The organism is Helicobacter anatolicus (genome assembly GCF_021300615.1).
Taxonomy (GTDB): domain Bacteria; phylum Campylobacterota; class Campylobacteria; order Campylobacterales; family Helicobacteraceae; genus Helicobacter_H; species Helicobacter_H anatolicus.
On record NZ_JAJTMY010000003.1, the window covers coordinates 121178 to 142839 of the forward strand.

Annotated in this window: 18 protein-coding genes; 3 read left to right on the forward strand and 15 right to left on the reverse strand. The window is 32.0% G+C overall.

Annotated elements, in window-relative coordinates; all coding sequences use genetic code 11:
• Positions 1 to 23 precede the first annotated feature (23 nt).
• Genes LW133_RS04910 through pyrG form a run of 3 tightly spaced genes read right to left on the reverse strand, consistent with a single transcriptional unit; the run spans position 24 to position 4061 of the window.
• Positions 24 to 893, reverse strand: a complete 870-nt coding sequence (locus LW133_RS04910) for an RluA family pseudouridine synthase (protein ID WP_233077131.1) — start codon at positions 891 to 893, stop codon at positions 24 to 26.
• Positions 881 to 2407, reverse strand: a complete 1527-nt coding sequence (gene recJ / locus LW133_RS04915) for a single-stranded-DNA-specific exonuclease RecJ (RefSeq protein ID WP_233077133.1) — start codon at positions 2405 to 2407, stop codon at positions 881 to 883. The genes LW133_RS04910 and recJ overlap by 13 nt, the downstream gene beginning before the upstream one ends.
• A 28-nt stretch (positions 2408 to 2435) precedes the next feature.
• Positions 2436 to 4061, reverse strand: a complete 1626-nt coding sequence (gene pyrG, locus LW133_RS04920) for a glutamine hydrolyzing CTP synthase (RefSeq protein WP_233077136.1) — start codon at positions 4059 to 4061, stop codon at positions 2436 to 2438.
• Between the two features lie 179 nt (positions 4062 to 4240).
• Here pyrG and LW133_RS04925 point away from each other — a divergent pair, with 179 nt between their 5' ends.
• Together LW133_RS04925 and prmC are read left to right on the forward strand one after the other, a co-directional pair.
• A complete protein-coding gene (locus tag LW133_RS04925) occupies positions 4241 to 5455 on the forward strand; it encodes a M48 family metallopeptidase (RefSeq protein ID WP_233077139.1) in 1215 nt (404 codons plus the stop codon).
• Positions 5445 to 6287 carry a peptide chain release factor N(5)-glutamine methyltransferase gene (gene prmC / locus LW133_RS04930; RefSeq protein WP_233077141.1) on the forward strand — a complete coding sequence of 281 codons (843 nt, stop codon included), beginning with the start codon at positions 5445 to 5447 and terminating at the stop codon, positions 6285 to 6287. Before LW133_RS04925 ends, prmC begins: the two co-directional genes overlap by 11 nt.
• A 38-nt stretch (positions 6288 to 6325) precedes the next feature.
• On the opposite strand, the gene LW133_RS04935 is transcribed toward prmC, so the two are convergent.
• A complete protein-coding gene (locus LW133_RS04935; protein ID WP_233077143.1) occupies positions 6326 to 6835 on the reverse strand; it encodes a YqhA family protein in 510 nt (169 codons plus the stop codon).
• Positions 6836 to 6985: 150 nt separating this feature from the next.
• On the opposite strand from LW133_RS04935, the gene LW133_RS04940 reads away from it, so the two are divergent.
• Complete coding sequence (locus LW133_RS04940; RefSeq protein ID WP_233077160.1) at positions 6986 to 8404, forward strand: Do family serine endopeptidase; 1419 nt, start codon at positions 6986 to 6988, stop codon at positions 8402 to 8404.
• Between the two features lie 162 nt (positions 8405 to 8566).
• Here the strand turns inward: LW133_RS04940 and LW133_RS04945 are convergent, their stop codons facing one another.
• The 11 genes from LW133_RS04945 to pheS form a co-directional block, all read right to left on the reverse strand.
• Complete coding sequence (locus LW133_RS04945) at positions 8567 to 10264, reverse strand: ABC transporter ATP-binding protein/permease (RefSeq protein WP_233077162.1); 1698 nt, start codon at positions 10262 to 10264, stop codon at positions 8567 to 8569.
• On the reverse strand, positions 10251 to 11222 hold the full coding sequence (locus tag LW133_RS04950) for a GDP-L-fucose synthase family protein (RefSeq protein ID WP_233077176.1): 972 nt from the start codon (positions 11220 to 11222) through the stop codon (positions 10251 to 10253). The genes LW133_RS04945 and LW133_RS04950 overlap by 14 nt, the downstream gene beginning before the upstream one ends.
• Positions 11223 to 11233: 11 nt before the next feature.
• Entirely contained in the window at positions 11234 to 12556 is a 1323-nt protein-coding gene (locus LW133_RS04955) for an aminotransferase class V-fold PLP-dependent enzyme (RefSeq protein WP_233077202.1), read from the reverse strand.
• Complete coding sequence (locus LW133_RS04960) at positions 12557 to 12889, reverse strand: histidine triad nucleotide-binding protein (protein ID WP_233077204.1); 333 nt, start codon at positions 12887 to 12889, stop codon at positions 12557 to 12559. It lies immediately after the preceding gene.
• 8 nt (positions 12890 to 12897) lie between these two features.
• Positions 12898 to 13740, reverse strand: a complete 843-nt coding sequence (locus tag LW133_RS04965; protein ID WP_233077205.1) for a biotin synthase — start codon at positions 13738 to 13740, stop codon at positions 12898 to 12900.
• 9 nt (positions 13741 to 13749) lie between these two features.
• Positions 13750 to 14172, reverse strand: coding sequence for a hypothetical protein (locus tag LW133_RS04970; protein ID WP_233077206.1), 423 nt, complete (start codon positions 14170 to 14172; stop codon positions 13750 to 13752).
• 53 nt (positions 14173 to 14225) lie between these two features.
• Positions 14226 to 15872 carry a 30S ribosomal protein S1 gene (locus tag LW133_RS04975; RefSeq protein WP_233077207.1) on the reverse strand — a complete coding sequence of 549 codons (1647 nt, stop codon included), beginning with the start codon at positions 15870 to 15872 and terminating at the stop codon, positions 14226 to 14228.
• Positions 15873 to 16185: 313 nt separating this feature from the next.
• On the reverse strand, positions 16186 to 17007 hold the full coding sequence (locus LW133_RS04980) for a 4-hydroxy-3-methylbut-2-enyl diphosphate reductase (protein WP_233037845.1): 822 nt from the start codon (positions 17005 to 17007) through the stop codon (positions 16186 to 16188).
• Positions 16997 to 18277 (reverse strand): 3-phosphoshikimate 1-carboxyvinyltransferase, encoded by a 1281-nt coding sequence (aroA, locus tag LW133_RS04985; protein ID WP_233077209.1) that lies wholly within the window; start codon positions 18275 to 18277, stop codon positions 16997 to 16999. Before aroA ends, LW133_RS04980 begins: the two co-directional genes overlap by 11 nt.
• Before the next feature lie 5 nt (positions 18278 to 18282).
• Positions 18283 to 20628, reverse strand: coding sequence for a phenylalanine--tRNA ligase subunit beta (pheT, locus tag LW133_RS04990; protein ID WP_233077212.1), 2346 nt, complete (start codon positions 20626 to 20628; stop codon positions 18283 to 18285).
• The gene (gene pheS, locus LW133_RS04995) at positions 20628 to 21617 is read right to left on the reverse strand and encodes a phenylalanine--tRNA ligase subunit alpha (RefSeq protein ID WP_408610461.1); all 990 of its coding nucleotides are present in this window, start codon (positions 21615 to 21617) and stop codon (positions 20628 to 20630) included. The genes pheT and pheS overlap by 1 nt, the downstream gene beginning before the upstream one ends.
• Between the last annotated feature and the right edge of the window lie 45 nt (positions 21618 to 21662).

The window sequence follows — 21662 nt, forward strand, 5'->3', positions numbered from 1 at the left end:
TCAAATCCAAATCATTATAATTTTTATTTGCCCAAATCTAAAAAATTTTCATCTACACTAAAAAAATATCTCTGTCCTTCATAACAAAAATCAAGACTTCTTGCATGTAAAAATAATTGCTTTTTACTCTCAAGTTTATGATCTAAATACAAACATGCCTCCTTGTCATCTACGCCATATAAAGGCTCGTTAATAATACTATGCCCAATAGCAAAAAGATGGATTCTAATTTGATGCGTACGCCCTGTAATAGGAAATATCTCTAAAAGTGTCCTATCTTCTCTAATATCCAAAGGCTTAATAAAAGTCAATGCTTCTTTACCATTTTTATCAATTCTTGAGCGTATGCCAAGGCTTTGTTTTTTCTGTTCTTTATTTGGTGAAAGGATTTTTAAATCTATCATCATTTCTTTTTCTATTCTTCCCCATACCCACGCACGATAAATTTTTCGCACCATATTAGCTTCAAACATTTTCTTAAGTTTAATTTCTGCATCTTTATGCAAACTTGCAAGTATAATTCCACTGGTTTCAAAATCTAACCGGTGTACAGGATTAGCATCTTTTCCAAAAATCCCCTTAATACTATCACATAAACTTTGATGAGAAAATTTACCCTTAGGATGTGTTAAAAGATTATAAGGTTTATGAAAAATTGCAAAATCTCTATGCACAAAAATAGGCTTTAAAAAAACCTGTGGTTCAAAAACATCCAAACACACTTTGCCAAAAATTACTTGAGATTTTTTAATAATCTCCCCATTAGGATAATACAATCTTGCTTTATCAATAATTTTTTGTGCCTCTTTACTAGAATATCCTAAAGAGTTTTCCAAAAACATAAAAGCTTTTGTAGAATCTGTAAGAAAAAATTCTTTTGTTACAAATGGCATAAAATTTTTTTAATCACAAGCATTGGAGTTTTTTTATAATGCTCTTCTTGCAATGTACAATAAAAATCAATTCGATCATTTTGTTTATAAAAATCTTCACTAAAAAATTCTATTGCTTGCACTTGATTTTCTAATTCAAATTTTTGATGCAAATCCTTTAAAGTTTTACTTTTATAAATTTTTGCATCTTTAACAAGAAATTGTGGTACAGGATTGCCTTGTCCATACGGCTCAAAACTCCGTACTACATCTAGTAATCTTCTATTAATATCAATCAATAAAAGCTCCCCTAAAACTTCGGTTTCCTTTTCTTCTTTATAAATTTGTCTTTTTGCAAATATATCCAAGAAGCTTTCTAAAAACTCCAATGTAATACTAATCCCCACTGCTTCAGAATGCCCTCCAAAACGTACAAAATTATCATTATCGGGCAAAAGTGTTTGAAAAATGTCGATCAAACCACCACTTCGTCCGCTCCCTTTTAAAACTCCATCTTTAAGACGAAAAACAAAAGCAGGTTTGTTTTTAATATTTGCAAGTTTTGCTGCCAAAATCCCCAAAACACCTTCATTCCAATCTTCATGATAAGCAACAACACAAAAATCATTTTCAACAAGATGGTGTTCCAACTCTAGTGTAATTTTTTGGGCAAGATCTTTGCGTTCCTGATTTAATTCTTTTAAAAGAGTAAAGTTTTTATGTGTCTCCTGCTCATCTTTTGCAAGAAAAAATTCACACACAAGTCCCGCATCTTTAATTCTGCCCGCACTATTTAATAAAGGAGTAATGTAAAATGCCACATCTTGTGCGGTAATCAAGGGAGATTTAAGCAAGGTTTTTAATAAAATATCTTCCAACAATTCTGATTTTTCAAAAATTTCTAAACCTTTTTTTACAAAAATCCGATTAAGCTCTACTAAAGGCATCATATCTGCAATAGTTGCAATAGCAACATATTTCAATAAAAAAACTAAGGAAATATCTTTTTTTAATGCAATTTTTATAGCATTACAAAAATACCATGCCACTGCCGCACCACAAATACTATCTTGTGGAAAATCACAATTTTCTTGCTGTGGATTTATAAGCGCATCTGCTCTAGGAATCCTATCTTGCACAGCATGATGATCTGTAATAATAAGTTTTTTTTGTTTCTCAAAACAATATTCCCCTACATCAATAGCACTAATACCATTATCCACGGTAATTATTAAATCACTTTCATATCTTTTAATAATTTCTACACTCACCCCATAACCATCACTAAAACGATTAGGGATATAATATGCAACATTTTTATACCCTAGCAATGCAAAAAAACGCATCATGATTACACTTGCCAAAGTACCATCTACATCATAATCACCAACAATTAAAATTTTTTGTTGCTTATTTATACATTCTTTAACAAGACTTGCTCCCTTTTCCATATCTTTAAAAACATAGGGATGAGGAAGATCTTTTAGTGAAGAAAAAGAATCATTAATAAATCGTGATTCTAAAATATATTTCACTTTTTCCCAATTTAATCGTTCCATCATTTTATTTTTTATTTTTTAAACTTTGTCTTACAAAATCTAAGATTATGAGATTGGGGTTTTTTAATCTTGAAGTAAATTCTGGATGAAACTGCACTGCAACAAAAAATGGATGATCTTTAATTTCCACTGCTTCAATAAGTTGGTTTTTAGATTCTCCACTTACAAACATACCATATTTTTCCAACATAGGTTTATACTTTGGATTTGCCTCATAACGATGACGATGGCGTTCTTTAATAATTTCTTGTCTATTATAGCTTTGATAAATCACAGAATCTTTTTTCAAAATACATTCATACTCACCTAAACGCATTGTTCCTCCCATTGGGGATTTATGTGTTCTAATTTGTGCTTGTCCATTTTGATCAATAAAATCTTCAATAAGATAAATAGCCGGCTCTTTAGTGTTAGGATTAAATTCTACAGAATCTGCTTCCTTGATTTGCACAACATTACGCAAAAATTCCAAAATCGAAAGTTGCATACCCAAACAAATCCCCAAAAAAGGAATCTTGTTTTCTCTTGCATAAGTAATTGCGCAAATTTTTCCTTCAACTCCTCTGCTTCCAAATCCCCCCGGAATCAAAACTCCATCTACATCACTAAGTTCAGTAATATTTTCTTGAGAAAGTTTTTCACTATCAATCCATTTAATATCAATACAAGTATCAAGATTTGCTCCTGCATGCACTAACGCTTCAGTCAAGGATTTATAAGATTCTTTAAGATCGAGATATTTCCCTACAAAACCAATAGAAATAGTATTTTTTGGGGAAATAATTTTTTTAACCAAAACATCCCAATCGTCCATATTAGGGGTGATATTTTCTATCCCAAAGTGCCTTGCAATTGCATTTAATACACCCTCCTTTAAGAAATTTAATGGACACTGATAGATACTTTTTGCATCCTCTGCAACAATAACACTATCATCATCAACATCACAACTTAAAGCAAGTTTCTTTTTTAAATCTTTACTTAAAGGTTTTTCTGATCTAGCTAAAATAATTTGCGGACTAATACCTATACGACGCAATTCTTGAACAGAATGTTGTGTGGGTTTTGTCTTTAACTCGCCTGCTGCCTTAATATAAGGAATCAAAGTCACATGAATACTAATTACTCTTTTAAACCCAAGCTCATGCTTCATTTGACGCATTGCTTCAAGATATGGCATTCCTTCAATATCCCCCACCGTACCACCAAGCTCAACTACTAAAAAATCATTACCTTTTGCAACTTCTTTGATTCGATATTTGATTTCATCAACAATATGTGGTACCACTTGAATGGTTTTACCAAGATATTTCCCTTGTCTTTCATTTTCAATTACAGAAAGATAAACTTGTCCTGTTGTAAAATTATTACTTTTTTCAAGACTAGTATCCAAAAATCTCTCATAATGTCCAATATCCAAATCTGTTTCTGCACCATCCGCTGTTACAAAGACTTCTCCATGCTCTAATGGACTCATCGTCCCCGGATCCACATTAATATAAGGGTCAATCTTTAAAATCGAAACCTTAAACCCCGCTGCCTTTAATAAAGTAGCAATGGATGAAGAGGAAATCCCCTTGCCCAACGAACTTAAAACCCCTCCTGTAACAAATAGATATTTTGATTGCATGTCTTCACCCTACTTTCTCAAGAATAAAATCTGATTTGATATTTTCTGTATTTTGACATAAATTTTCATGTTTTATCTCTTAATCCTTCTAAGCAATGCTTCATTCCCGCATTATTAACATAGATTAAGATTCTTAATTTATTATTCTACAACTATTATCATAAAGGTTAGATGAAAAAATGACATTTATTCTAATTTCTGTTTTTGTGTTGTTGTATGTAATACCAAAATTTTATATTGATATTTTACAAGTCCGCTACATCCAAAAAAAATTACACGCAAAAGCTGTGATTTTACCTCAACAAGACTATATAAAATCTGGAAAATATGCTATCAAAAAAATTTATTTTTCCTTAACTATGCTGATTTATGAAACTATTTTATTTATATGCTGGGTATATTTTGGTTTTGAAATGCTAATGTATTATTTGCAAACCTTTTTAGATTCCCAAACATTACAAGGAGTAGCCTTTTTCATGGGCTTTTTATTACTGCAAACCTTTTTAAACGTTCCTTTTAATTATTATTCAACCATGATACTAGATAAACAATATGGCTTTAGTACCACCACCAAACAACTCTTTTTTATTGATACCTTAAAAAGTTTTATTGTCTTGACAGTGATTGGAACAATCTTTAGTTATATTTTTATTTACTTCGCAGATCATTTTGAGTTTTGGTGGCTTTATGGCGCCTGTGTTGCTATTATTGCAATATTATTATTTAATATCTTTTATCCTATTGTTTTTGCACCACTTTTTAACACTTTCACTCCACTAAAAAATGAAGAATTACAGAAAAAAATTACACACTTGCTTGATCATGTCGGTTTTAAAAATAATGGTGTTTTTGTTATGGATGCAAGCCGTAGAGATGGCAGATTAAATGCATATTTTGGTGGTATTGGCAAAGCAAAACGCGTAATTTTATTTGATACTCTACTAAACAAGGTAAGCACAGATGGATTACTTGCAATACTAGGACATGAACTTGGACATTTCAAACACAAAGATATTATCAAAAATTTTTTTATTAGCGGGGTTTTGATTTTTATCATGTTTTCTATTGCTGGAGTTTTAAGTATTCAAATCCTACAAGACTTAGGAATCTATAGTAATAATGGTGGTATCTTAGCATTAATGATCCTTTTATCTCCGATTTTATCTTTTTGGGCTATGCCACTAATTGGTTATTTTAATAGAAAAGCAGAATATGCTGCGGATGATTTTGGAGCAAGCCTTACCAATAAATCTACACTTGCAAATGCACTAGTAAGAATTGTTAATGAAAATAAATCATTCCCACATTCTCACCCTATCTATGTATTTTTTCACTATACGCACCCCCCATTACTCAACAGACTTAAAGTGTTGGAGTATCAATTTGAAAATTAATGAAGCATTACTTAAAGCAAAAAAATATCTACTTCAATCTTCCATAATAAATCTACGCCCATCTCTAGAGAGTGAAATTTTGCTTGCATATGTCTTAAAAACAACTAGAGAATGGCTACACACTTGGGGAGATCAATTATTACATGAAGATGATTTTGAAAAATTCTGGCATTATATTGAACTAAGAAAAAACAACTATCCTGTTGAATATATCACCCATCAAGCAGGGTTTTATAGTAAAAATTTCTATGTCAATTCCAATGTCCTTATCCCTCGCCCAGAAACAGAATTGCTCATCAATTCTGTAGATTTTTTTATCCAGCATTATCAACTAAAAAATATTGTTGAAATAGGCACAGGAAGCGGTGCTATTGCTATTACTCTTGCGTTAAAATATCCTGATATTAATATCATTGCCACAGATATTTCATTACAAGCCTTAGAAGTAGCACAAGTTAATATTGAAAAATTCCATACCACACAAAATAATCTCAAAAATAAAATTACCCTATTGCACACAAATCTTATAGATTCTGTACAAAATGATATTGATTTACTCATCTCCAATCCCCCTTATATCGCAAAAGACTATCCCTTAGAGCCACATGTTCTCCTAGAACCCCATACTGCATTATTTGGTGGGGAACGAGGGTATGAAATTTTATTACAAATCATCCAAGAATCTCAAAAAAGAGGGGTAAGGTTTTTAGCCTGTGAAATGGGATACGACCAAAAAGAAGTTTTACAAAATGCACTCACAGAAGTGGGATACAAAGCAGATTTTTATAAAGATTTTGCGGGAATTGACCGTGGTTTTGTCGCACAAAAATAACTCAAAAATTCCTCCCATCAAAAACAAAGAGGAATTGATCAATGCTTAGAGTCTTTATGTAAAAAATAAAGTCCTAGTGATAATGCGAGAATTGAAGCAGCAAAATAAATCATATCTAGTGTCGATGTGATTTCCATATTAAGCACTTTTGAAAAAAATGCCACAATCAATGCCATCACAATTACTTTTGCAAGTTTATCTTTAAGCTGATCTAGAGTATGAATCTCCAAGACCTTGATGTTAGAAATTTCTTTGATATTGATTTTTGAAATAAAAAGCTCATAAAGCCCAAAAGAAAAAATTAAAAGTACCACTGCAATTAAATATAAATCAACAGAGCTAATAATTGTATTTAATAAAAGATTGTGAATATCACTCTCTTCATGACTTATACTACCTGTGTAATATGCTACAGTCTGCATTCCTGCTTCAACAATATCCCAACTAGCCACAACAAATAAAAGCACCGATCCCACCAAAGATAAAATCACTGCCAACAAGACAATCAATCTTGTATTCCATAAAATCATTTCAAAAAATTTTTTCATCTTTTATTTCCTTGAAACTTGATAAAAACAAAATTATAACAAAATTCTTTTTTTCATTTACCTGTGTTAATTTTTTGTTTTGCTGTTGTTTGTTTTTTCAATTTAGAATTTTTTTTCTTATTAAATTATCATAACTTGCGAGGAGTTTTTATGAAAAACAAGATTATTCTAAGCCTTGCTCTAACTCTTAGTCTTGGAGCATTTGAAATAGAGAATATGCCAGATGTTACGCAACGCACACAACCAGATACATCAACAACAAGCGTATATTCTTATAATAATTCTATCAAGCATGCCATTATGGCTGTGGTAAATATCTCTACACAAAAAAAAATCAAATCTTCTTTACAAAATAATCCTATGTTTAATGATCCATTCTTCCAACAATTTTTTGGCGATCTCTACAATCAAGTCCCCAAAGATAGAATCGAACGCGCGCTAGGAAGTGGAGTAATTGTTTCTCCTGATGGCTATATTGTCACAAATAACCATGTAATTGATGGGGCAAGCAAGATTCTTGTTACCCTACCAGATAGTTCAAAAGAATATAACGCAACCTTGGTGGGTACAGATCCTGATAGCGATTTAGCTGTAATTAAAATTGATAAAAAAGATTTACCCTATATCAAATTTGCAAATAGCAATAATGTATTAGTAGGAGATGTTGTATTTGCAATAGGTAATCCTTTTGGTGTAGGAGAAACGGTTACTCAAGGAATCATTTCTGCTCTCAACAAAAACGGTATGGGAATTAATAATTATGAAAACTTCTTACAAACAGATACTTCCATCAATCCTGGAAATTCAGGGGGAGCTCTTATTGATACACGAGGGGCTTTGGTAGGAATTAATACTGCAATCATTTCACGATCTGGAGGTAATCTCGGAATTGGATTTGCTATCCCTTCGGATATGGTAAAAAATGTCGTTAATCAACTCATAAAAGATGGAAAAATACAAAGAGGATATCTTGGTGTAGGTATTCAAGATATCAATAACGATCTTAGAGATAGTTATAATAATCGTGAAGGAGCTGTGGTAATTAGCCTAGAAAAAGATTCTCCTGCAAAAAAAGCAGGTTTAATGGTATGGGATCTTATCACCGAGGTTAATGGCAAAAAGATAAAAAATAGTGCTGAGTTAAAAAATCTTATTGGTACTTTAAAGCCAAACTCTGCAACAACACTAAAAATTCTAAGAGATGGCAAAGAACAAACAATTACTCTTAATCTTGCAGAGCGTAATGCAGAAAAAAACAATAATCCTGTGAATACAAAAAATAATGATGAAGGAGAACTAAAGGGACTTAGAGTAGAAAGCATTACTCCACAAATGAGACAACAATACAATATTAGTAATAGTATTCAAGGTGTTATCATTACAAGTGTAGCAGAAGATTCTCCAGCACAAGAAGCAGGCTTTAATCAAGGTGATATCATCGCTCAAATTGAAAATATCAGTATTAAAAATACAGCAGATTTTACCAATGCAATCAATAAATTTAAAGGTAAAAGCAAAAGAATTTTGGTATATACACGCAATGGAGTAAAAACCATCGTTACCAAATAACTTCTATCCCACTCTTGTGGGATACTTCACAGTTCATAATTCCAATTACCCCATTATCATCCATTGTTATTTATAACCTCTTGTCTCTAAATTAGTATTTTGTTTTAAGAATTATCACATTGACAAAAGTTGTCAATATATTTTGTCTCACCAATTTTCATCTTATTTTTTACCAATAATAATTTTCTTTTCACATCTTTCAATTGTACTTAAGCGATGTGCAATAATTAAAAGTGTTTTATTTTTTGCAATATTATAAATCTCATCCATAATAACACTCTCTGTTTTCGTATCCAAAGCACTCGTAGCCTCATCAAGTACCAAAATATCAGGATTATTATAAAGCGCCCTTGCAATCCCTATACGTTGTCTTTGACCACCACTTAGCTGCTTACCTCCATCACCAACCTGTGTATCAAATCCATTATTTTCCTGCAAAAAATCATAAATCTTTGTCATTTTTGCAACTTCGATTAAGCGTTTTTTATCCATCTTGCTCCCAAAGGTAATATTTTCGCCCACACTCCCATCAAAAAGATAAATATCTTGAGGAATATATCCTATCTTTTTACGCCATGAACGAATATTTTCAGAATTCAATTTCACACCATCAATCAAAATCTCTCCATCTTTTGGTTGCAAGATTCCGATAATTAAATCTACTAAAGTTGATTTTCCTGCGCCACTTGTCCCCACAAACGCTACTTTTTCACCCTTTTTAATTTCTAAATCAAGCCCGTGAAATAATTCTCTTTTTCCTGGATAAGAAAAGTGAATATTTTTTAAAATAATATTATTTTCAAAAATAACCTGAGTATCCCCCTCTACTTTTTCCTCGTCTGTCATTGCTTCATAAATATCTTCTACTGCCTTACCAACAAAAAGCATTGCATTATAGTGATCCAAAATTCTTGTCACAGATGGCAATACGCGATAAAGCGCTAAAGCATACATAGACACAATAGGCAAAACTGCTTTTGCATCTCCATAAGAATATAAAATATATCCCACACATGCCACCAAAATACAAAAACCAATAGTTTCTAAAATATTTCTAGGTAAAAGCGTTAAGGTTCCATAAAGCGCCTGTGCTCTAGAACGTTTCAAAGAAATTTGTTCAAAAAGTCTAAAATCTTCTTCTTCTTTTGCACGCAATTTCACAATTTTAAAATTACTTAAAGTATGCGAAATAATTTTATAAAACCCCTCTTCACTTTTTGATCGTTCTTGACCCTGTTTATCCACAGCCCTACCCACACCTTTGACAATCAAAAAAACATTAATTCCCAAAAATAAAGTCAAAATCATTGTCATTTTCCAACTAATCAGCAATAAAATTACATACAAAAGCAATCCAATACTAATTTCTGCAAAAATATTTAAAAAACTACTCAAAAATTGCGATGTTCGCAAAGAATCTGTCACGATTTTTTTACGAATTTCATCAAGATTTTTTTTGGAAAAATTTTCATAATCTGAACGCAAAACTCTACAAAAAATACTATAAGAAAAATAATGATATTTCCGTGATACAAAGCGATTTAAAAAATAATTATAAGTAATATTATAAACTGCTCTAAAAATATAAAAAATAATCAAAACAATAGAAAATGTGATCATAAAATCTGTAGTATTTTTAAAGTTAAAAAAATCATAAATTTCTCTAGGGATTCTTTGGTTTAAAATCAAATCAGGGTTTGTTGCCAAAGTAATAAATGGCATAATCACACTCACTCCAAAAGTTTCTACAAGAGTAAGAAATAAGGTGGCAAATAATAAAAAAAATAAAATCATTTTATCTCTTCTTGTAATCAGAGTAAAAATCAAGCCAATATCATGCAAAAATTTATTTTTTTTCATTTTCTAAATACCATTGATAAGTTTTTAAAATCCCCTCTTTAAGGTTAATTTTTGGTTTCCAACCAAGGTCAAAAATCTTTGTGCTATCAAGCAATTTTTTTAGTGTCCCATCAGGCTTTGTATGATCAAAAACAATTTTACCATTAAATCCCACTACCTCTTTTATTAAAAATGCTAAATCTTTAATACTAATATCCTCGCCAAAACCAATATTAATGTGTGTATTTTTTATTTGATTTTTCATATTTTCACAAATAAGATCACTAAAATTAATATTTTCCATCAAAAATATACAAGCCTCTGCCATATCCATACTATGTAAAAATTCTCTTCTAGGATTCCCGCTACCCCATACAACAACATGATCCTCACCGCGTATTTTTGCTTCATGAAACTTTCTCATCAAAGCAGGCAAGACATGCGAATTCTGTAAATCAAAATTATCATTTTCACCATATAAATTTGTCGGCATCACAGAAATAAAATTTGTGTCATATTGCAAATTAAAAGATTCACACATTTTAAGCCCTGCAATTTTAGCGATCGCATAAGGTTCATTGGTGTATTCTAACTCACCGCTTAAGAGATATTCTTCTTTGATAGGTTGTGGAGAATTTTTAGGGTAAATGCAACTAGATCCTAAAAATAAAAGTTTTTTTACTCCATATTTATATGCTAAAAATAGCATATGATTTTGTAGAGTTAGATTTTGATAAATAAAATCTGCACGATAAGTATTATTTGCCACTATCCCCCCTACCTTTGCTGCACATAAGAACACATACTCTATAGCATGCGTCTTAAAAAATTCTTCTAATGCGTAAAAATCAAGCAAGTCCAACTCTTCTCTAGTCTTTACAATCACATTACAATATCCCCTAGATAACAATGTTTTTAAAATTGCAGAACCTACAAGCCCCCTATGTCCTGCCACAAAAATTACAGAATCTTTTTTCATCACTATCCTTTTTAAGAAACTCGTAATAAATCTACTAATTTTTTCAAAACTAGCAATAAGTGTTCTATTTCAAATAAAGTATGCGTATAGTGCAAACTTACTCTAAGCCAGCCATATTGACTATCTTCACCTAAAAATACCCCGTCTTCTAAACCTAACAAATCATGCCCATAAGGACCTGCACAACTGCATCCTGCGCGCGTTTGTATTTGATAATTATAACTCAAATAATGTGCCAAAATAAAAGGTGAAATCCCCTTGATATTAAAAGAAACAATCCCCTCATGTTCCATACCTCCATAAATTTTAATTCCCTCAATTTCTCTTAATCCTTTCAATAAAACACGCATTAAAACGCGTTTTTTTTGCTTAATCACATCTAACCCTACTTCATTCCGCATTTGATAAACTAATGCTGAGCGAAAAATCTGCAAAAGTGGTGGAGTCCCAGCTTCCTCTCTTTGTTCAAAATCTGTAGCATAAATCTGAGTTTTTCGATCAACATACTTCACCACCCCACCACCTGCAAAACTAGGTGATGTTTCCAAATCTATCAATTCTTTTTTGATTGCTAAAATTCCACAGCTTCCTACCCCTCCAATAAGTTTATGCGGAGAAAGAAAACATGCATCAAAATAAGAAGAATCTATAGAAATATCCACAGAACTTGTTGCCATATCTAGAGCAATTATACAACCATATTTACGTGCAATAGTAGAGATTTTTTCAATAGGCGCCCTATTTCCTGTAACATTAGAAAGCACATTGCAAGATACAATAATTCTACGATGCTTATTTTTTTTTAAAGTTTTTTCAAAATCTATTAAATCAAAACTAAAATCACTACACAAAGGAATGCGATACACTTCACACAACCCCTCTCGAAAACTAATTTCATTAGAATGATGTTCAAAAGCTCCCACAACTACCAATGGCAACTCTTGTTTTTTGATATCTACATATTTTTTTGTTTGCGGAGGAATATAGATTCCTAAAAGTTCTTGAAATTTTTTAATAGCTCCTGTAGCACCACTACCACATGCAAGCAATACAAAATCCTCACTAAGTCCTAAAGATTTTCTTATCACATTTTTTGATTCTTTGTAAAGCTCTTGAATCAAAAATGCATGCTTAGATGCTATAGAGTGCGTATTTGCATAGTAAGGTAAAATTTCTGCTATACGATTTTCAATAATTTGATTTGCAAGACCTGAGGCAGTCCAATCAAAATATATTGCATGTTTTTTTAAAATTATATTTTCGCGGACATATTCCACTTTATCGCCATAAACATCTAACAACTCTCTAAAAGCTGTATGCAAAAAATTTTTCAATTAAGCCAAGGCCTCCCATCTAAGCTTAGCGCCACCTAAAATATGATAATGAAAATGTGGCACTTCTTGCCCACCATCATTTCCAATATTAGTAATCAAACGATATCCACTCTCATAAATCCCTACTTTCTTCACTACCTCTATAATAAAATCACTCATCTCAGCTAATAATTCTTTTGGCATTGCATTAAAATCTTTGTAACCCTGCTTAGGAATAGCCAATATATGAATAGGTGCCTTAGGTGCAATATCATAAAATGCCAAAAATTTATCATTTTCTAAAACTTTTTTACAAGGAATCTCACCTTTTATAATTTTTTCAAAAACATTCATTTTTCACCTCAATGACAAGTTGTTGCAATATCTAAGCCATAAGATTTCAATCTAGCGATATCGCTTTGTGGTGTATGTCCCCTTGTTGTTAAATAATCCCCCAAAACAATTGCATTTACACCATTTTCATATAAATCCTTTTGCTCATCTCCAAAAACAAGCTCTCTTCCACCAGCAATCATCAAGCGCACATGTGGCAGATAACCTCTAGCCATTACAATACACTCTAATGCCTCATCTCTACTAATCGTATTTTGCACAATAGGCAAAGCTTTATTATTAATAAAAAAATTGATTGGTGTACTATGAGGCTGCAAAGATTTTAAAGCTTCTAAAAACTCTATTCTTTGATCCCAGCTCTCTCCTAGGCCAAAAATCCCCCCACTACAAAGCCCAAGTTCTGCTTTTAGTGTATTTTGACAAGTTTGATAACGCTCCTCCCAAGTATGTGTACTACAAATTTTACTAAAAAAGCTTTGTGCAGTCTCTAAATTGTGATTATAGCTATCAATGCCGTTATTTTTAAGATAACGCAAAGAATCTAGATCTGCCCTACCACAACAAGCAATTAAATGCAAATCCAATTTCTCTGCTTTCAAAGCATGGGCAATATTTGCAATATAATCACACTTTTGAGAATCTAACTCTCTACCTGAAGTCACAAGACAAAAACCAAGGGCGCCAAACTCTTTTAATCTCTTTGCTTCTTGCACAATAGTAGAAATAGGTTTAGTTTTATAAGTCTCTACCCCTGTTTTATAATGCACACTCTGCGTGCAATATGCACAATCCTCTGCACAATTTCCACTGCTTACATTTGAAATAGAACATAAAAAAATATCTTTTTTCATCAAGCCTTCCTAATTATTTTTATAGCTAATGCCATAATAATCTAACATTTTTAAAACATGTTCTTTTTGTTCACTAGAAAGATAGAGCACTATATCCATATCTTTTCCTGTTTTGCTAGTTGCATACTCCACCTTATCTTTTTCCAAAACTTCTTTTAAGCAAAAGAATATATAAGGGTCAAGACTCGCAATCAAAAAACGATGCGATTGCCTATTATCTGATATGGGATTTAAAAAATCTATAGAAAAACTAGCCTCTGTGGCGGGATAAGAATAATCTTGATTTTTGGATAATTGATCAAGCCATTGTTCATTTGGAGTAATCTTTTTAACTTGTACATTTTTTTTTACTTCATCTTGATAGAAATCCATCATGGCATTAGACACGTAATCTTTATAAAGAAAAACTGTATAGCCGATAACAACTACCATGACTATACAAATAAAAAATAGAATTATTTTAGTAATTCTAGACATTGCAAAACTTAAATGCGTCCCTTCAATTTATCGCCCAAAGTCATTTTTTCACTAGAATTAAAATTTTTAATCTCTTCTCTTTCTTGTTGTTTCTCCAATCTTCTCATAGAAACCTTGATTTTGCCATTCAAACGATCAATGTTTACAACCATACCCTTCAAAGACATACCTTGAGTGATTTGCTCTTTTGTAATTCCAGATAAATCCTCATTTCTAATCAACGCATCGACACCATCAATTCGAATAAATACACCAAAATCTTTAATATCAACTACTTCACCCTCAACGACATCATCAACTTTATATTTTTTTGCGAAAATATCGGTTGGAGATTCTTGCAATGCTCTTTTACTTAAAGAAACACGTTCATTTTTTGTATCGATTTTTATAATTTTAACTTCAACACTATCACCAACTTTTAAAATATCTTTACATTTTTCATTTTTACCCCAAGAAACATCCTCATTATGCAACAATCCATCAATACTACCAATGTTAATAAACGCACCAAAATCTGTGATTTTTTCTACTTTTCCAGAAATTACATCACCTTCTTTATGCTGTTTTGCAAATTGTATAAAAGGTTTTTCAGAAAGCTTCTTTAAAGATACTCTCAATCTTCTTGTTTCAGGGTTAATTTCAATAATCTCCACATCAATTTCTTGACCTACACTCAAGCAATCCTGTGGATGTTTAATATTTTTATCCCAAGAAATTTCAGAAATATGCAAAAAGCCCTCAAGGTCATTGCCAATATCTACAAATGCTCCATATGGCTCAATATTACTAACATTTACTTTAATCGTATAACCTACCTTAAGCTCATTCATTACTTCTTTCCAAGGATCTTCTTGTAATGCTTTGATAGAAAATGACAATCTTTGTTTTTCTTCATCATATGCAATAGCTTTTACTTGCACCTCATCACCTTCTTTATAAAGTGATGCAGGATTTTCAGGGCCACGACGTGTAATTTCTGTATAATGCACCAACCCTTCTACACCATCCACGCTTACAAACATTCCAAAGCTTGCAATTCTTTTTACAACACCCTTCAATGGCTCTGTAGCCTCCATAAATCTTTTTGCATTTTCACTTTGATTTTTGCGCATCAAATCAAAATATCTTTTACGCGATACAATAATGCTATTTTCCTCTGGTTTTACATTAATAACACATACTTCAATTTTTTTACCCTTATCTTCTTTAAATGATGCATGTAATTTTGGCATAAAATACTCTACACCGCCAGCTTCAAGTACAACACCGCCACGATTTTTCCCAATAATTTTAGCCTCAATAATCTTATCTTGATAATCTTGACCTAATTCTTTGATTTTTTCTTGCACCTTTTCATGACGCAAGACTTTCTTGTAAGAAACGCTAAATCTATCACCAATTCCGCGAGTAACATACACTTTAATTTTATCGTTTTCCTTAAAAAGCAACTTGCCATTCTCATCTGTGATTTCAGCAACAGGGAATCTACCCTCTACTTTTTCCCCTACATTTACCATAACGCTATCATCTGTGATTTTTACAATTGCTACTTCCTTGATTGCACCAACTTCTTCACTCTGTTGACTTGCCTCAAAAAGTGCTGCAAAATCCTCACCACTATCAAATTGCTCTAAATTATCCAAATTAACTCTCATAAAAAACCCTTAAAACAAGTATAATTCAGTTATTCTATCTTTTTTTTATAAATCTCATACACAAGATGTTGACTTTTTTACAAATCATATCCTCTAGCAATTCTTAATACACGTTCTAGCTAATAACACAAAACATTTTATTCTCTCGCAAGCAAATAAGAAATTTTTTAATTCATCCTAATTTGCACAAATCTACTTCAAACTAAAACACTTCCATTTTAATTACAACCATAAAACTTTTACAAATAACCAAAAAATAAAATAAAAAACATTGGCTAGATATTTAGTTGTAAAATCCACCTCTCTTGGTATTTCAAATTTCTCGAATCTTGTCTTGCACTTTTTTTACAATCCAATCTGGCGTAGATGCTCCTGCAGTGATTCCACATAGCTTTTTACCCTCAAACCAAGAAAGCTCTAGGTCCATCTCATCTTCTACTAAATAACTGCTCTGACAATACATTTGTGCAATGCTTAAGAGTTGTTTTGTATTTGATGAAGTTTTACCCCCCACAACAATCATGATATCCACTTCCTGGCTTAACTCTTTTACTGCTTCTTGATTGTCAAATGTCGCATTACAAATTGTATTAAAAACTCTTGTTTCATAACACTGCTGCATTAAATAATTTGCAATTTCTAAAAATTTTTTGGTTTGCTTAGTGGTCTGTGAAATAAGTGCAACTTTTTTCCCAAATTTTTTATTTTGCAATTCTTCCAGACTCCCCACTACAATAGGATCATGCGCATAACTCATCACCCCTTTAATCTCTGGATGTGTAATATCTCCAAAAATCACAATACTATATCCCTCTTTACTCATATTTTCTGCAATTTGTTGAGGTTTGATTACAAAAGGACAAGTTGCATCAGTAATTTTTGCATTTTTATTTTTTAAAATTTCTAGATCTTGTTTAGTGATTCCATGCGTACGGATAATAACACTTTGATTTTCCTTAACATTTGTAGTTTCATTTTCTACAAAAACACCAAAGCCTTCTTCTAGTCTTTTTATCTCTCTTGCATTATGAATTAATGGACCGAAAGTAATAGCACCAGGGCTTTTTTCAGCAAGCTTTATAGCTCTTTTTACTCCAAAACAAAAACCATATTTTTTTGCTAATTTAATTTCCATTTTCCACCACCTTATTTAAAATTTCTAAAAAATTTGGAAAAGACACATTTACACAATCAAAATCCTTCACACTACCCCCATATACACTACAAATAATCGCAAAACTCATCGCGATTCTATGATCTCCAAAACTCTCCAAAATAGCAGGCTTTGCCTCACCTCCAACAATACTAAACCCATCTTCAAATTCATAAGCCTCAATCCCCATTTTTTGTAGATTTGACACAACAGCCTTGATTCTATCTGTTTCTTTTATACGCAATTCTTTAGCATTTTTTACCACACTTTTTCCCTCTGCAAATGCCATAGCAATACCTAGTGCAGGAAGCTCATCAATAAGCCATGCAATTTTTTCTTCCAAAACAATCGCACGCAAAGAACTAGATTTTACAACAATATCTCCTGAAATATCCAAGTCTTCTTTGATATTCTCATAAGTAATTTTTCCACCCATTTTTTTCAAAACTTCAAAAGCTTCAATACGCGTAGGATTTAACAAAATATTTTTTAACACCAAATGGCTATCTGGTAAAATTAAAGCCATTACCGCGAAAAAAAATGCGCTTGAAGGATCTGCTGGAATCTCTACGCTAAAAGAATCAAGCTTTTTTTCTAAAGGAAAAAGTGTAATTTTTTTGCCTTCAATTTTTAAATTAGCACCCATATTTTTTAGCATTTTTTCTGTATGATCTCTGCTTAAAATTGGCTCTTCAAACCTACAGACATCTTTTGCAAATAATCCTGCAAGTAGCATCGCGCTTTTAATTTGCGCGGAAGCAACATTGCTTGTGTAATCAAAACCCTCTAATTTTTGACCAACAATACTAATAGGGGCAAATTTATTGTCTTCTCTAGCAAAAATACATGCGCCAATACTTTTTAATGGTTCAATCACTCTTTGCATAGGACGAGCATGCAAATACTCATCTCCACACAAAACAAAATACCCCTTTGTACTTGCAAGAAGTCCGGTAAAAAGCCTCATTGCTGTCCCTGCATTACCACAATCAAGTACATTCTTTGGTTCTAAAATCCCTTCTTTTTTAGGGATAAACAGCATGGTTTTAGAATCTTTATTTACAACTTCAAGCCCCAGATTCTGCGAAATTTTTAGAGTGTTTAATGTATCTTGTGCATGTAAAAAGTTTTTTACCTCACAAGGTTTTTCTGCCAATAAACTAAATATTGCACAACGATGTGAAATGGATTTATCTGCGGCAATATCTACAATCTCTCCATTAATTTTTTTGATAGGCTTAAATTCCTTCATCAATCTTACACCTTAAGTTTTGCACCAAAATCATTTTCCAAAATTTTTAATACCTCTTGTGTGACCCAAGAAATATCTTCATCTCGCAAACTTGTATCTTCAGGAGAAATTTCCATACGAATGCTTAAAGCAATTTGCCCATTTTCTTGATCAAAAATATCCACAGGATAAACATTTTTTAAATACCTAATTTGTGATTGCAAAAGTCTTTTTCTAATCTCCCCAAATGCAATATTGCGATTGATTAAAATTGTAAGGTCTCTTTGGCTTATAGGAAGTTTTGAAAACTTCTCAAACATTGGGTGCTCTAAATTTAGATATGAAACATCTAGTTCACAAACAAAAGTATTTTGCAATCCCATATCTTGCGCAATTTTTGGGTGCAATTTTGCAATCACACCAAGCTTTTGCCCATTTTTATAAACATAAGCACTTTGATAAGGATGATAGAAATTTTCTACCTGCATATCTACTAATTCAAACTCACCAATAATACTAGAAATCACCTGTGCAAATGTATAAAAATCCCACTTTTGCCCTTTAGGTTTTGGAAAAATTTCCCTAGTTTGTAAACCACTTGCTACAAAAGCAATTTTTACGCTTTCTTCTCTTTTATGATTATATACGCTACCAATTTCACAAATCTTAATATTTTTATAACCAAAATTTTGATTCCTGCTTGCTGTGTCTAGCAATGCTGGCAATAATGAAGTTCTTAAAGTATTAAGTTCGGAAGTAATAGGATTTAAAAGTTCTTTTTCTTCATCCAAAACCTCAAAACCAAATTGTTGCAATTTTTCTTTTTGATAAAAAAGATAATGAATACATTCCAAAAAACCATGTGACAATGCTCTTTGAATTAATTTTCTTTGATTAATGTAATCTTGATATGCGGGAGTATTTTTTGATTGCTCTGCCATAAAATGTGGCAATGCAGGAATATTATCCACCCCATAAATTCTCAAAATTTCTTCGGCTAAATCTTGTTCAGTCTCAATATCATGCCGATAGCAAGGCGTAATAATACTAAAAGAATCATCATTTGTTTTAATTTCCAAAGAAAAATCCAATTGCTTAAGAATTTGTGACATCGTTTCTCGATCAATATTACACCCAATGATTGCTGCAATATTAGAAAACTGTGTGCGTATAACTTTTTGTTTAAAATCTTGCTTAACTTCTTGCACTCCATCATAAACAAAACAATGATTAAATTCGCTAAGCAATAAACATAAAAAATTAATTCCCATTTGCAAATCTGGGTTACTTCCACGCATCGTTTTATAAACTAAATCTTTATCTCTCATCTGATTTTTATGTTTAAAAAGTAATTGAGATACTCTAGCAGGATCAATATAGCTTGCCTCAAAAATAATTGTTTTAGCTTGATCGATATTTTGCTCAATCACATTACCTATGCCTATATTTGAAAGCTTTTTATCCGCATATACCGCATCAAACCCATCTTCATCTTCTTTGACATTTAACCACAAAATTTCATTAGTATGATTCTGGTCTTTAGAAAGACTATCAGCCTCATAAGCATTTAAAACTACTCCTGTCATATATGTAATATAAGAAAGATAGTTTTCTAAAATCCCTGATTTAAGATTATTACTTAGAGTAAGAGAAAACTGCATGCAAAAAGGCAAAATCTTATCTTCAAAATCTATCACTTTATAAAGCAAAGAAGATTGTATCTTATTCTTCATTGCAACTTGAAATTTTCTTCCAACTCCAATTTGATTGGTACTCATATATTCTTTTGGTTTTTTAATCTTTAAGCCAAAATACGCCTTGAGTTCTCTTGCAATTCCTAATACACACAAACAATCCCCACGATTTGGGGTAAGCGAGATTTCTAGTACATATCCTTGAAAAATATCATACTCACGCAATTCTTTTCCCAATTCAAGCTCACCAATACTAGAATCCAAAACCATAATGCCATCATTAAGTTTTACTAATCCTAGCTCAACACTAGAACAAAGCATTCCATAACTATCCACACCCCTTAATTTACTCACACCAATTTCTAGTACTTTAGAATCAAACTCTAACACTGCTCCACGCAATGCCACAGCTACATACTGGTTTTCTGCAACATTCTTTGCTCCACATACAATCTGCAAAACCTCATAACCCACATCCACCTGACAAACACTAAGCTTATTTGCATCAGGATGTGGAGATTTTTTTAACACCTTTCCTAGCACCACCTTGGAAGGAAGCTTAAGAGGATTTACACTCTCAACTTCTAAACCAATATTATTTAATACATTACAAATTTCATCAATTTTTAAATGCGAAATATCTATGAATTCTTTTAATAAATGCGTTGTAACTATCATTAAAACTGCTCCAATACTCTTAAATCGGTTTCAAAAAAACTTCTCAAATCATTTACGCCACAAGTAAGCATTGCAAGACGCTCAATCCCCATGCCAAAAGCATATCCACTAACCCCTTCATAGCCCACAGACTCAAAAACATGAGAATCTACTACTCCGCAACCAAGCACTTCAAGCCATCCAGTATGCGAACAAACTCTACAACCACTACCCCCACAAAAATTACAACTAATATCTACTTCTGCGCTAGGCTCTGTAAAAGGAAAAAAACTAGAACGAAAACGCACTTTTACATCACCAAATAAATATTTCAAAAAATCTTCCAATGTATATTTTAAATTAGCAAAATTTGCCTTATCTTTGTGATCTACCACAAGCCCCTCTACCTGATGGAACATTGGTGTATGTGTCAAATCGTAGTCTCTGCGAAAAGTTGGTCCAGGACAAATCATTTTAATTGGGGGCTTTTGGCTAAGCATGGTTCTAATTTGCACAGGCGAAGTATGTGTCCTAAGTAGCATAGAATCCTTAAAATAAAAAGTATCTTGCATATCTCTTGCAGGATGATATTCTGGTAAATTAAGTGCTTGAAAATTATGAAAATCGTCTTCTACAAGTGGTCCTACACACAAATCAAAATCCAGATTCCTAAAATACTCAATAATTCTATCTTTTGTATAATTAATCGGATGCCCTACACTGCGTTTTGTGCTATTACTAAATAAACTCACATCAATTTTTTCTGCCAATAATGCTTCTTTTAATGCAATATTTTCTAACTCCTCTTTTTTTTGTGCAAACATTTTTTCAAATGTTGCTTTTAGGAGATTTAGCTCCTTTGCTACTTGTTTTTTTTCTTCACCCTCCAAATCTTTCAATGCATTGAATTTTTGTGTTACGCTGCCTTTTTTACCAAAAAATTCAATACGTACCATCTCAAGTTCTGCCATATTTTTAGAATCTAAAATTCTTTGTTGCATCATATCCACTTTTCTTTCCTTGCTTCCAAATATTAAATATAAAATACTATTCTC

Bases quoted from the DNA above. Each gene is read 5' to 3' on its own strand.
- LW133_RS04910 (WP_233077131.1), bottom strand. From the start codon at position 893: ATGCCATTTGTAACAAAAGAATTTTTTCTTACAGATTCTACAAAAGCT.
- pyrG (WP_233077136.1), bottom strand. From the start codon at position 4,061: ATGCAATCAAAATATCTATTTGTTACAGGAGGGGTTTTAAGTTCGTTG.
- LW133_RS04925 (WP_233077139.1), top strand. From the start codon at position 4,241: ATGACATTTATTCTAATTTCTGTTTTTGTGTTGTTGTATGTAATACCA.
- LW133_RS04935 (WP_233077143.1), bottom strand. From the start codon at position 6,835: ATGAAAAAATTTTTTGAAATGATTTTATGGAATACAAGATTGATTGTC.
- LW133_RS04940 (WP_233077160.1), top strand. From the start codon at position 6,986: ATGAAAAACAAGATTATTCTAAGCCTTGCTCTAACTCTTAGTCTTGGA.
- LW133_RS04945 (WP_233077162.1), bottom strand. From the start codon at position 10,264: ATGAAAAAAAATAAATTTTTGCATGATATTGGCTTGATTTTTACTCTG.
- LW133_RS04950 (WP_233077176.1), bottom strand. From the start codon at position 11,222: ATGAAAAAAGATTCTGTAATTTTTGTGGCAGGACATAGGGGGCTTGTA.
- LW133_RS04960 (WP_233077204.1), bottom strand. From the start codon at position 12,889: ATGAATGTTTTTGAAAAAATTATAAAAGGTGAGATTCCTTGTAAAAAA.
- LW133_RS04965 (WP_233077205.1), bottom strand. From the start codon at position 13,740: ATGAAAAAAGATATTTTTTTATGTTCTATTTCAAATGTAAGCAGTGGA.
- LW133_RS04970 (WP_233077206.1), bottom strand. From the start codon at position 14,172: ATGGTAGTTGTTATCGGCTATACAGTTTTTCTTTATAAAGATTACGTG.
- LW133_RS04975 (WP_233077207.1), bottom strand. From the start codon at position 15,872: ATGAGAGTTAATTTGGATAATTTAGAGCAATTTGATAGTGGTGAGGAT.
- LW133_RS04980 (WP_233037845.1), bottom strand. From the start codon at position 17,007: ATGGAAATTAAATTAGCAAAAAAATATGGTTTTTGTTTTGGAGTAAAA.
- aroA (WP_233077209.1), bottom strand. From the start codon at position 18,277: ATGAAGGAATTTAAGCCTATCAAAAAAATTAATGGAGAGATTGTAGAT.
- pheT (WP_233077212.1), bottom strand. From the start codon at position 20,628: ATGATAGTTACAACGCATTTATTAAAAGAATTCATAGATATTTCGCAT.